This window comes from Dyella koreensis, assembly GCF_044904565.1.
GTDB lineage: Bacteria > Pseudomonadota > Gammaproteobacteria > Xanthomonadales > Rhodanobacteraceae > Dyella_D > Dyella_D koreensis.
Window position 1 is genome coordinate 20,382 of record NZ_JADIKD010000006.1, and the last position, 12,246, is coordinate 32,627.

8 protein-coding genes and 2 pseudogenes are annotated in these 12,246 nt (G+C 65.1%); 5 read left to right on the forward strand and 5 right to left on the reverse strand.

The genetic code is table 11. From position 1 onward, the window contains the following. Nucleotides 1–12: 12 nt before the first annotated feature. Both ISS97_RS02065 and ISS97_RS02070 read right to left on the reverse strand, forming a co-directional pair. Nucleotides 13–318: a DUF1272 domain-containing protein gene (locus tag ISS97_RS02065; protein WP_379984694.1), complete on the reverse strand. Its 306-nt coding sequence runs from the start codon at nucleotides 316–318 to the stop codon at nucleotides 13–15. A 57-nt stretch (nucleotides 319–375) separates the two neighbouring features. Then, entirely contained in the window at nucleotides 376–774 is a 399-nt protein-coding gene (locus tag ISS97_RS02070) for a rhodanese-like domain-containing protein (RefSeq protein ID WP_379984695.1), read from the reverse strand. A gap of 82 nt (nucleotides 775–856) precedes the next feature. On the opposite strand from ISS97_RS02070, the gene ftrA reads away from it, so the two are divergent. Together ftrA and ISS97_RS02080 are read left to right on the forward strand one after the other, a co-directional pair. Then, nucleotides 857–1,828, forward strand: a complete 972-nt coding sequence (gene ftrA, locus ISS97_RS02075; RefSeq protein WP_379984696.1) for a transcriptional regulator FtrA — start codon at nucleotides 857–859, stop codon at nucleotides 1,826–1,828. A 95-nt stretch (nucleotides 1,829–1,923) separates the two neighbouring features. Then, on the forward strand, nucleotides 1,924–2,781 hold the full coding sequence (locus ISS97_RS02080; protein WP_379984697.1) for an EamA family transporter: 858 nt from the start codon (nucleotides 1,924–1,926) through the stop codon (nucleotides 2,779–2,781). A 4-nt stretch (nucleotides 2,782–2,785) separates the two neighbouring features. On the opposite strand, the gene proP is transcribed toward ISS97_RS02080, so the two are convergent. Next, on the reverse strand, nucleotides 2,786–4,282 hold the full coding sequence (gene proP / locus ISS97_RS02085; protein WP_379984698.1) for a glycine betaine/L-proline transporter ProP: 1,497 nt from the start codon (nucleotides 4,280–4,282) through the stop codon (nucleotides 2,786–2,788). Nucleotides 4,283–4,639: 357 nt separating this feature from the next. Here proP and ISS97_RS02090 point away from each other — a divergent pair, with 357 nt between their 5' ends. From ISS97_RS02090 to ISS97_RS02100, 3 genes are all read left to right on the forward strand, one after another. Then, nucleotides 4,640–6,247, forward strand: coding sequence for a S10 family peptidase (locus tag ISS97_RS02090; protein ID WP_379984699.1), 1,608 nt, complete (start codon nucleotides 4,640–4,642; stop codon nucleotides 6,245–6,247). A 104-nt stretch (nucleotides 6,248–6,351) separates the two neighbouring features. Further along, nucleotides 6,352–6,726, forward strand: a complete 375-nt coding sequence (locus ISS97_RS02095; protein ID WP_379984700.1) for a nuclear transport factor 2 family protein — start codon at nucleotides 6,352–6,354, stop codon at nucleotides 6,724–6,726. A gap of 65 nt (nucleotides 6,727–6,791) precedes the next feature. Continuing rightward, nucleotides 6,792–7,478, forward strand: a complete 687-nt coding sequence (locus ISS97_RS02100; RefSeq protein WP_379984701.1) for an HAD family hydrolase — start codon at nucleotides 6,792–6,794, stop codon at nucleotides 7,476–7,478. Between the two features lie 14 nt (nucleotides 7,479–7,492). Here the strand turns inward: ISS97_RS02100 and ISS97_RS02105 are convergent. Further along, a pseudogene (locus ISS97_RS02105) lies at nucleotides 7,493–11,278 on the reverse strand (Lhr family helicase); the annotation flags it as partial. Nucleotides 11,279–11,395: 117 nt separating this feature from the next. Further along, a pseudogene (locus ISS97_RS02110) lies at nucleotides 11,396–12,094 on the reverse strand (DEAD/DEAH box helicase); the annotation flags it as partial. Nucleotides 12,095–12,246 lie beyond the last annotated feature (152 nt).

The following is a 12,246-nucleotide window of genomic DNA, read 5'->3' on the forward strand; positions in this document are numbered from 1 at the left end:
AGCTCGTTGGGGTCAGCGATCTTCGGGCGCCACGCCTTTCAACCTGCTTGCGAACAGCGCGTGCGCGGCAAGGTCGACAGGCTTGTGCGTGACCTTGTCGGTGGCTGGATACTTGCCCAGAAAGACGCCACTGCGCCACTCATGGGCGGGACGCACGGGGCGGGCACTGAACCCGCCACCGCAGTTCGGGCAGACGTTGTGCAGTTGTTCGACGCAATCGCGGCAGAAGGTGCACTCGAACGAGCAGATCATCGCTTCGGTGGAAGCGGGCGGCAGCAGCTTGTTGCATTGCTCGCAGGTGGGGCGAAGTTCCAGCATGGCGGACTCTCTGGGTGTCTTGAGCAAGTATCGTGCAGCGCCCGCGTCGGCGATATCTCAGGCGCCCCGCTCCAGGCCGAAGCCTTCATCGATCCAGCCGGTAAGGCCGCCGATCATTTCCTTCACTGGCCGTCCCAGTTGCGCGAGCTTCACCGCCGCCTTGTTGGCGCCGTTGCAGTGCGGGCCGGCGCAGTAGACGACGAACAAGGTGTCGGCCGGGTACTCGGCGAGGCGCTGTTCGCTGATGGTGCGGGTGGGCAGGTTGAGCGCGCCGGGAACATGGCCGGCGGCGTACAGGGTGGGCGTGCGCACGTCGAGCAGCACGAAATCCTTGCTCTCGTGGTTGGTGGCGTAGAAGACATCGGCGCAGTCGGTTTCGTAGGCAAGGCGCGCTTGGAAATGAGCCAGGGCCTCGCTGCTGGCGGCGGCGGGAATGCGCTGGACGACACTGCTCATGATGCGGCTCCGGGTGGCTGGATGATGAGTGCAGTGTGGGCACTGGCATCTGTTTCCGACATTGGCAAGAATGCCAGTCACCATGAAAAAACCGCCAAAGCGTTCCGGCCCCGCCAATCGTTCCGTCGTCGCCCTGGTCTACGACGGCCTGTGTACTTTCGAGTACGGCATCGCGGTGGAGATGTTCGGGCTGGCGCGGCCGGAGTTCAGTCACTGGTACGAGTTCGCCTCCTGCGCGGTGGATCGCGGCCCAATGCGCGCCGCCGGAGGCCTTCTCTTACAGGCGGATGGTGGCCTGGCGCTGCTGGCGAAGGCGGGCACCATCATCGTGCCGGGCTGGCGTGGTGCGCAGGCGGAGCCGCCACCGGCCTTGCTCGATGCGCTGCGCGCGGCGCACCAGCGTGGCGCGCGGTTGCTGTCGTTCTGTTCCGGCGTATTCGTGCTGGCCGCGGCGGGCCTGCTGGATGGCCATGCCGCCACCACGCATTGGCGCTATGCCGAGGCGCTGGCCGCACGCTATCCCGGGATCCGCATCAAGCCGGATGTGTTGTACGTGGATGAAGGCAACCTGCTGACCTCGGCCGGCAGCGCCGCAGCCATCGATCTCTCCTTGCACCTGATCCGGCGCGATTTCGGTCCGCAGATCGCCAACCAGGTAGCGCGCCGCGCCGTGGTGCCCACGCACCGCGATGGCGGCCAGGCGCAATTCATCCCGGCGCCGTTGCCGGAACAAGGCGCGGCACTGGGCAAGTTGCTGGAGTGGATGCGCCGCCATCTCGATGAACCGCTGCCGCTGAGCCTGCTGGCCGAGCGCGCGCGCATGAGCGAACGCACTTTGTTGCGTCGTTTCGAGGAAGCCACCGGCTGTTCGCCCAAGCAATGGCTGACCCATGAGCGTCTGGCGCGTGCGCGCGAACTGCTCGAAGGCAGCGATCTCGCGGTGGAGCAGATCGCCGACGCCTGCGGCTTCGGCAGTGCGGATACCCTGCGCCATCATTTCCGGCGCAACTTGAAGTTGAGCCCGGCGCGCTACCGCGAACGCTTCGCGCATTGAGGAGAGTGGGAAACGGGGGATAGGGAACGGGGAATGAGAGCGGGCGCTTGCTATGCTCTGCCCGTTCCCCGTTCCCCGTTCCCCGTTCCCCGTCCATGACCTACATCTTCCTCGCGGTCCTTTGCAGCGTGCTGGTTTCCGTCCTGCTCAAGCTGGCGCGCCGGCAACAGGTGGATGTGGGGCAGGCCATCGCCTGGAACTATGTGGCGACCAGCCTGCTGACGGCGTGGATCTTTCATCCTTCTATGGCGATCCTGCAGGGTCCCGGTGTGCCGTGGGTGGGCCTGATCGGCCTGGGTGTATTGCTGCCGGCGATCTTCCTTGCGCTGGCGACCTCGGTGCGGCATGCCGGCATTGTGCGCAGCGATGCGGCGCAGCGACTGTCGTTGCTGATCTCGCTGCTGGCGGCGTTCCTGCTATTCGGCGAAGCGATCAATGCGACCAAGCTTGCCGGCATCGTGCTTGGCCTGGTCGCGCTGTTCTGCATGGTGTGGCGCAGTGGCGGCGACAACACCGGAAATGGCAAGGAGGCCTGGCTATGGCCCGTCGTAGTGCTCGCCGGTTTTGCCGCGATCGATATTCTGTTCAAGCATGTGGCGCAGGCGGGCACGCCGTTCGCGGTGTCGCTGCAGGCGATGTTCGCGCTGGCGCTAGTGGTGTCCTTCGCCATTCAAATAGGGCGGCGCCTGCGCGGGCAGATGCGATTCTCGCTGCGCAGCGCGCTGGGCGGTCTGCTGCTGGGTCTGGCCAACTTCGGCAATATCGTGTTCTACGTGCGCGCACACCAGGCGTTGCCGCAACAGCCGGCGCTGGTGTTTTCCGCAATGAATCTTGGCGTGGTGGCGTTGGGTGCCCTGGTCGGCACCCTGGTGTTCCGCGAGAAACTCAGCCGCCTGAATTTCGCCGGTGTGGCGTTGGCCGTTGCGGCGATCGCGCTGGCGACGCGCGCCTGATCGCTCAGGCTGGTTCCTGCTTCGGCGTCGCCGCTATCGGCAAATCGCTGCCCGGCAGTACGGGATCAACGGTCAGCGACGCATGGCCTGCGAGCAATGCACGTGCTTCGCTGCGCGACGTCACCGCCGGTGGCGAGCCGCGCAGCGGACGGCCCGCGGTCTCGCGCACGAACAACATGGTGACCAGGCCGACACCCGCCGCGGCCATCAGATAGTACGCCGGCACCAGGTGATCGCCGGTCGTCTGCACCAGCCACGCGGTGATCAGCGGCGTCGTGCCACCGAACAATGACACCGATACATTGAAGGCGATCGACAGCGCGCTGTAGCGCACCGGGGTATAGAACAGCGCCGGCAAGGTCGACGGCATCGAGCTGGTGAAACAGGCCAGCGCGGCGCCCAGGGTCATCAGGCCCGCGAACACCCATAGTTCGCTGCCACTGTTCACCAGCAGCATGCAAGGAATCGATAGCACGAGCAGCGCCGTACAGGCGCCGATGATCATCGGCCGGCGGCCGAGCCGGTCGCTCAGGAAACCGCCCATGATGTTGAGCGGCATCATCAGTGCCATCACCACCAGGATCAGCAGCAGCCCCTTGGCTTCCGGATAGCCCAGCGTCACCGAGAGATAGCTCGGCATATACGTGAGCAGCATGTAGTCGGTGACGTTGAACACGAGCACCAGGCCCACACACTTGAGCAGCTGGCGCCAGTGCACGGTGACCAGATCGCGCAATCCGTTAGTGGGCTTCTCGCGCTCGCGCTTGTCCAGCTCTTCCGCATACGCCTGGAACGCAGGTGTCTCTTCCAGCTTCAACCGCATATACAAGCCGAGCAAACCGAGCGGACCGGCGACCAGGAACGGCACGCGCCAGCCCCAGGCCAGCATGTCCGCCGGACTCAGCACGGTGGTGAGCAAGGTGACCACGCCCGCGCCGGCGATATATCCGCCCAGCGTGCCGAACTCCAGCCAGCTGCCGAGCATGCCGCGCTTGCGGTCGGGCGCGTACTCGGCGATGAAGGTCGCCGCGCCGCCGTATTCGCCGCCGGTGGAAAAACCCTGCACCAGACGCGCGAGCAGCAACAACACCGGCGCCCAGATACCGATGCGCTCATAGCTGGGAATCAGCCCGATCGAAAACGTGCCGGCCGCCATCATGATCATCGTGGCGGCCAACACCTTCTGCCGCCCATAGCGGTCACCCAACGGTCCGAACACCGCACCGCCGATCGGCCGCACCAGAAACGCCACGGCAAACGTCGCGAAGGTGGCCAGCAACTGCGCGGCAGGGTTGCCTGCGGGAAAGAACACCTTGCCCAGCGTCACCGCGATATAGCCGTACACGCCAAAGTCGAACCATTCCATGGCATTGCCCAGCGCCGCCGCACCCACGGCACGGCGCACCATCGGTTGGTCGACGATGGTGATGTCGTCCACCTGCACCTGGCGCGCGCGCTTGAACCAGCCAAAGTGGGAACGGTAAGGGTGATGTGGCGCCATGTAGTACTCCCTGTGGCATGCGGATGAACACACCGCGCTCGGGCCGTGCGGTGGCATGGCCGCCCAGGGCGACCTCGACATCCAGATGAAGCAGGTCAGGCGGATGCGGCATGGAAGGCATGCCAGTGAAACGACCTGCGAAGGCGACGCTGATGCGTCGGCGTAAAGGGATGGTACCGGACGAATGTCAAGATTTCGCAAAGCGCAGACTAGGAAAACGCCTGATTGCCGCATGCGATGCACGTCGCGAAACGCATGCAGTTAGGCATCGGCACGACCGCGACTGTGACTTCTGGCGTGTGAAAGCAGACGGCCGCAACACCTAAGCTCGCTGCTTCTTCCGCGAAGGAATGACTCATGCACAAGCGCTCTCTGGTCGCCGCCCTGGCTTCCTTGCTGTTGGTCAGCACCACGTATGCCGCCGACAAGCAGGAGGCCAAGGACAAGCCGGCGGAAGCCAAGCCCGATGCCGCGCTACTGCAGCCGCAGTCTTCCGAAACCACGGGCTCCGTGCGCGTCGAGGGCAAGAGCATCGACTACAAGGCGGTGGCCGGCACGCTGGTATTGCATGGCAGTGGCGACAAAGAACACGAGCCGCAAGTCAGCATGTTCTATACCGCCTACTTCAAGAAAGGCGCGGATGCGGCGAAGCGGCCGGTCACCTTCATCTACAACGGCGGCCCCGGTTCGGCCACGGTGTGGTTGCACATGGGTGCGTTCGGGCCGAAACGCGTAGTGACCTCCGACGACAGCCACACCCCCGCCGCGCCGTACAACCTGGTCAACAACGATTACAGCCTGCTCGACGCGTCGGATCTGGTGTTCATCGACGCCCCCGGCGCTGGCTTCAGCCGTTTGATCGCCGCCGAGGAAGACAGGGGCAAGCGCGAGGAGCAGATGAAGGATCGTCGCAAGACGATCTACAGCGTGGACGGCGACGGCCACGCTTTCGCGCAGTTCATCACGCAGTTCCTCTCCAAGTACGGCCGCTGGAACTCGCCCAAGTATCTGTTCGGCGAAAGCTACGGCACTACGCGCTCCGCCGTGCTCGCCAATATTCTGGAAAACGAATCCAGCGTCGATCTCAACGGCGTGATCCTGCTGTCGCAAATCCTCAACTTCGATACCAGCATCGATGGCCCGCAATTCAATCCCGGTGTCGATCTACCTTATGTGGTCGCCTTGCCCACCTTCGCCGCCGCTGCCTACTACCACCACAAGCTGCCGCAGCAGCCCGCCGCGCTGGAGCCGTTCCTGCGCGAGGTGGAGCAGTACGCGCTGGGCGACTATGCGCAGGCACTGATGGCGGGCTCGCGGCTGGACGCCACGCGCAAGCAGGCGGCGGCTGAGAAGCTGCATCAATACACCGGCCTGCCCGTGGCCTATCTGATGAAAGCCGACCTGCGCGTCACCGGCGGCATGTTCGAGCACGAACTGCAGGGCGACGGCGATCTCACCACCGGCCGCCTGGACAGCCGCTTCTCCGGCCCCTCGCTCGACCCGTTGAGCAAGGACTCCGAATACGACCCGCAGTCTTCCGCCATCAGCTCCGCCTATGTGGCCGCCTTCAACGATTACGTGCGCCGCCAGCTGAAATTCGGCGAGGGCCAGCAGTACCGCCTGTTCGCCGAGGTCGACCATTGGGACTTTGCACACAAGGCGCCCGGCGTCAGCGGCGAGGCCTTGCAGCAATCCACCAACGTCATGCCCGATCTCGCCATGGCGATGAAAACCAACCCCAACCTCAAGGTGTCGCTGCACGGCGGTTACTACGACCTGGCCACGCCCTACTTCGCCGCCGACTACGAAATGCACCACCTGCCGATCCAGCCCGCCCTGCAGAAAAACATCTCCTACGACTGGTACCCCTCGGGCCACATGGTCTATGCCCACGAGGACTCGCTGAAGAAGCTGCACGACAACGTGGCGCGATTCATCGGGGAGACCGATAACGTGAAGCGCTAGGCGGGAACGGGGAACGGGGAACAGGGAGCGGGGAACAGAAGCGCCAGGCTGATAAGCTCTTCCCCGTTCCCCGTTCCCCGTTCCCCGTTCCCAAGGTTCTACGCATGCGCGAACTCATCGACCGCTACATCGACGCCTATAACCGCATGGACGTGCCGGCCATGGTGGCCACCATGCATCGCGAAGTAGTGTTCGAGAACTACACCAAGGGCGTGCTCAGCGTGCGTACGCAGGGTGTCGAGGAACTGAGCCATCTGGCGCTGAGTTCGCTGCACCTGTTTGCGTCGCGGCGGCAGATCATCACCTCGTTCCGCGAGCATGGCGATACCGCCGCCACGGCGGACATCCTGTTCGACGGCACCTTCGCCATCGACCTGCCCAATGGCGTTCGCGCGGGGCAGACCATCTCCATGACAGGACGCAGCGAGTATCGCGTTACGAATGGGCTGCTGGCCTATATCGCCGATTACAGCGAGTAACCAACAGCGGGCCCAGGCAAGCCGCTTGCGATATGCTGGGCCGCCTTCATCGACGACGCAAAACCGTGGCTGAGTTTCCTTTCGATGCCGTCATCTTCGATTGCGACGGCGTGCTGGTCGATTCCGAACCCATCACCAATCGCGTACTTGCCGACATGCTCGGCGAACTGGGCTGGTCGATCAGTACCGCGGAAACCATGCGCATCTTTCTAGGCAAAACCGTGAAGGACGAGGCGGCACTGATCCAGGCGCGCACCGGTTTCGCGATCACCGCTGAGTGGCTGGCGCAGTTCCGGGTGCGGCGCAATGAGGCGCTGGACCGCGAGCTGGTGGAGATTCCCGGCGCGCCCGCCGCGGTGCGGGCCTTGCACCAGGCGCTGGACGGCCGCATCGCCGTTGCTTCAGGCGCCGATCTGCACAAGGTGGAAATGCAACTGGCGAAGGTCGGTATTCTCGATTGCTTCGCGGGGCGCGTTTTCAGTGGTCATGATCTGCCGCGCAGCAAGCCGCATCCGGATGTCTATCTGGCCGCGGCCGCTGTCCTGGGCGTGGATCCCAGCCGCTGTGCCGTGGTGGAAGACACGGTAACCGGGGCCACGGCGGGCCTCGCTGCCGGCGCTACGGTGTTCGGCTACAGCCCGCACCATCCCGGCCACAGCAGCGCCGAAGCCCTGCGCCAAGTCGGCGTGGCTCACGTGTTCCAGGACATGCGCGAGTTGCCCGCCCTGCTTGCGGAGTGGTCCATCGCCTGATGCGCGGACGGGCCTTATCCCGCGCGCGATAACGCGGCGTCAGGTTCCGGGCGCCGCAACAGCGCATGATGCCAGCGCTGTTGCTGTTCCTTGGTAGCTTCGATCAGCCACTGCGGCTTGTTGGCCACCAGCGCCGCCACGGGCACGCCATCCTCATACAGCACACGCGTACCGATCAGCGCAGGAAGGCGGTTACCGCTCAACACGGTGCCGACCAGATTCAGGGGATCGCAGCCGCTCAGGCAGATGTGTTGGCCATCATTCGGCTGCTGCCGCACCTGGCGCAGCTTGCCGATGGCTTCGGGCAGCGCGAATTGCTCGCCGACCAAACCTTCCACGAAACGGCCGCCGCGGATTTCGCCGCGCGCTTCCAGCCGATGGTAGACGCGCAACAGTTCGCGCCAGGATGGGAGCCAGGAAGCTTCGCGCTCCAGCAGTTTCCAGAACACCACGCCGTAGCGGCGCAGCAAGGTGCGTGCGATGTGCTCGATCGCTTCCGCTTTTGCCCCCTCTCCCCTCTGGGGAGAGGGCTGGGGTGAGGGGACACGTTGGTTCGAGGTTTCTAGTGAAGCATGCGTAATAGGCGAATTCTTCTCGAGCACCCGCCCCTCATCGGCCCTGCCGGGCGCCATCTCCCCCTTGGGGAGATGGGAAATAGGCTTGGGCTCCCCAGCGGGGAGAAGGGTTTTTACCAGCGACCACCGCCCTGCATCCTCGATCCCGCTCAGCATGTGCCTGCGCAAACGCTTGTGCCGATGCGCATCGCGCTTCGCCGCGGGGAGCAGCAAGGCGCGCAAACCCGCGAAGCTATCCGCCGTAACGCGGCCGGCGGCCACCAGCTCGCCCAGCGCATCCTCCAACTCGGTGCGCAACAGATGCGCCGCGCTCATCAACTCATCGAAGAACAGCGCGCCGTGCTCGCGCAATGCATCCGCCACTGCCTGCGCGCGCGACGAAAGCAGCACGTCCTGCGGGTTGTTGGTGCCCGCCATGGCGGTCCATAGCGGCATGCTCTTGCGCGGCAGCAGCACGATCGGCGTGGCACGCACCGGGCCGCCGCCACCGCCCGTACCGCCGCGCAGGCGGTTCCAGCCGATACGGCCGGCGCGGCACAAATCGTCCAGCCAGCTGATGGCGTAGTCATCGATGCGCGCGGGCAGGATCTCTGCCTCCCATGCACCGGCGGCGGCTTCGTAACCTTCAAGCTGGGTCAGTGCGGCTGGCAAGGCATCGGGGCCGCTCAGGCGCGTGCCGGGGACTACGTGCTGCCACTCGAACAGGAAGCGCATCAGGTCGCGTCGGCTCACCGGCTCGATCTCGCGGCGCAGCCGGCCGATGGTGTAGCGGTGGATGCGCGCGAGCAGATGGCGTTCGCACCATTCGGTGTCCACTGCCTCGAGCGTGAAACGTCCCTGCATCACATAGCCTTCGGATTGCAGGCTCAGCAAGGCGAGATCGACATCCGACGGCTCCACGGCCAGCGAAGCGGCAAGCTGCGCCACGGTCACCGGGCCGAGACCGACCAGCCGGCCACGCACCAGTTCCAGCAAGGCGTCCTCGCGACTCCACGCTTGCGCGGTGAACTCGGCTGGCGCTTCGACCGGTGGTTGCATCGCGGCGTCGGGGTGGATCGCTTGCAGCAGCGGCAACTTCTCGGCGCAGACCCAGAGTTGCTGTGCGGTCAGCAAGGTCGCCCGCCGCACTTTCGCCAGCGCCTGCAGCCAGCCCTCCCAACCCTGGTTGTCCGACGCCTCGGCCGCGGTGACGAAGCCGAGTACGTTCAATGCCTCATGCATTTCGTCAGTGCTGCGCACCTGCGGCCACGCTTCTTCCCGCACGGCCGCGATGGCATCGGGGTCGAGCCGGCCGAGGTCGTCGGCGCTTTCCGCATCGTTCCAGCGGCGCGTCTGCACCGCCTGGGTGCGACGTTCTTCCAGCGGCGCGTCGTCGAGGAAGGCGTAGGGCGCGGCGCTCAGCACTTCGCTGGCCAGCGGGCTTGGCGCGGTGAGGTCGCGTGCGACCACTTCGATCTCGCCGCCCTCCAGGCCACGCAGGATACGCAGCAGACCGTCCACGTCCATGGCTTCGCGCAGGCAGTCGTACAAGGTCTGGTTGACCAGCGGGTGATCGGGGATCTGCCGCTCGCCGACGATGTTCTCCAGGCAGGCCACCTGATCGGGGAACACCGTAGCCAGCAGATCCTCGCTGCGCATGCGCTGCAACTGCGGCGGCACCTTGCGGCCACCCTGGAAGCGCGGCAGCGCGAGCGCGGTTGTGGCATTCCAGCGCCAGCGCACCGGAAACAGTGGTGCGTCGAGCAGCGCCTGCACCAGCACATGCTCAGCCGTGTTGGAGTGCAGATAGCGTGCGACTTCTTCCAACGGGAAGCTGTGACTGGTCGACAGCGACAGCACGATGGCATCTTCCGTCGCCGCCGCCTGCAGCTCGAAATTGAACTGGCGACAGAAGCGCTTGCGCAGCGCCAGTCCCCACGCGCGATTGATGCGGCTGCCCCAGGGCGTGTGGATCACCAGCTGGGTGCCACCGGATTCATCGAAGAAGCGCTCGAACACCAGCGTGTGCTGCGTCGGCAGCACGCCAAGCGCGGCCTTGGCTTTCGCCAGGTAATCGGCGAGCTGTTGCGCGGCGGATTCGTTCAGGCCCAGCGTATGCTTCAGCCATTCGAACGCGGCCGCCGCGCCGCCTTCGTCCAGTTGCGTGGAGACTTCCTCGCGCAGGCGCGACACACCGAACGACAATTCATCCGTACGCCCCGGTGCCTCGCCGAGCCAGAACGGAATGCTCGGTGGCACGCCATGCGCGTCTTCCACGCGCAGGCGATCGCGCTCGACGCGCAGGATGCGATAGCTGGTGTTGCCAAGCTGGAAGATATCGCCGGCCAGGCTCTCCACCGCGAAATCCTCATGCACCGAGCCGATCACCGTGGCCTGCGGTTCCAGCACGACCAGGTAGTCGGCGGTATCGGGAATCGCGCCGCCAGAGGTGACGGCCGTCAGTCGTGCGCCGCGCCGTGCGCGCAACTGCTTGTGCACGGCATCGCGATGGATATACGCCGCGCGAGCGCCGCGCCGTGTCGTGAAGCCATCGGCCAGCATGCGCACGATGCCGTCGAACTGTTCGCGTGGCAGGTCGCGGTAGGGATGCGCGCGGCGCACCATCGCGTACAGCGCATCCTCGTCCCATTCACGGCAGGCTACTTCGGCAACGATCTGCTGGGCCAGGACATCCAGCGGCTGCGGCGGCAGGATCAGCGCATCCAGTTCGCCACGGCGCACGCAATCAAGCAGTGCCGTGCATTCGATCAGATCGTCGCGGGTGGTGGGGAACAGCCGTGCCTTGGGCGTGCCATCCACGGCGTGACCCGAACGGCCGGCGCGCTGCAGGAACGCGGCGATGGAACGCGGCGAACCAAGCTGACAGACCAGATCCACATCACCGATATCGATACCCAGCTCAAGCGATGCGGTAGCCACCAATACTTTCAGATCGCCGCGCTTGAGCCGTTGCTCGGCATCCAGGCGTTGTTCGCGCGCCAGGCTGCCATGATGCGCGGCCACCACTTCCTTGCCCATGCGCTCGGAGAGATGACGCGCCACGCGCTCCGCCATGCGGCGGGTGTTGACGAAGACCAATGTCGTGCGATGTCCCTGCACCAGAGCCGCGAGCCGGTTGTAGACCAGCTCCCAGCTGTCGTTGGACATCACAGCCTCGAGGGGTACCGGTGGCACTTCGATGGCGAGATCGCGGTGGCGCGTATGGCCAACGTCGATGATGTTGCAACGAGAACTCCCTCCCCTGCTTGCAGGGGAGGGTTGGGGAGGGGTGAGTACTTGAGAAAGCGCTTCGGGAGAGGTCTTCGCAAGAGCTTCACCCCCTCCCAACCTCCCCCTGCTTGCAGGGGGAGGGGCAAGAGCTGCTAGCGCCGCATCTTCACCCTCACCCACCAAAAACCGCGCCACTTCCTCAATCGGCTTCTGCGTCGCCGACAAGCCAATGCGCAGCAACGGCCGCTGGCACAGCGCCTCCAGCCGCTCCAGCGACAGCGCCAGATGCGAACCGCGTTTGCTTGCCGCGATGGCATGGATTTCATCCACGATCACCGTGCGTGTACCAGCCAGCATCGTGCGGCCGGATTCGGAGCCGAGCAGGATGTACAGCGACTCCGGCGTGGTCACCAGAATATGCGGAGGCACCTTGCGCATCAGCGTGCGCTCGACCTGTGGCGTATCCCCGGTGCGCACCGCCGTGCGGATGGCCACGTCGGGCAGGCCCAGCGCTTCCAGTTCGGCGCGGATGCCTTCCAGCGGCGCCTCGAGATTGATGTGGATGTCGTTCGACAGCGCCTTCAGCGGCGACACGTACACCACCGTAGTGGCATCCGGCAGCGCGCCGCCGCGAGCCACACCTTCGCGCACGAGACCATCGATGGCGGCGAGAAAAGCCGTCAGTGTTTTACCCGAGCCGGTGGGCGCGGCCACCAGCGTATGGCGGCCTTCGCGTATGGACGGCCAGGCGGCCAGCTGCGCCGCGGTGGGCGCAGGGAAGGTGCGCTCGAACCACTGGCGGGTAGCAGGGTGAAACTCGTGCAGGGACATGGACTTGGACCCGCATCGCGCAAGGCTGGAAGGCCATTCTAGATGGGGCCAGTCTCAACTGGCGGCAAGGGTTCGTAAAAACCCGCGCTTTCGTCTCTAGCAGCTTTGGATGACAATATTGCGGCACAGCAATGCTGAGGGATGCCCTGATC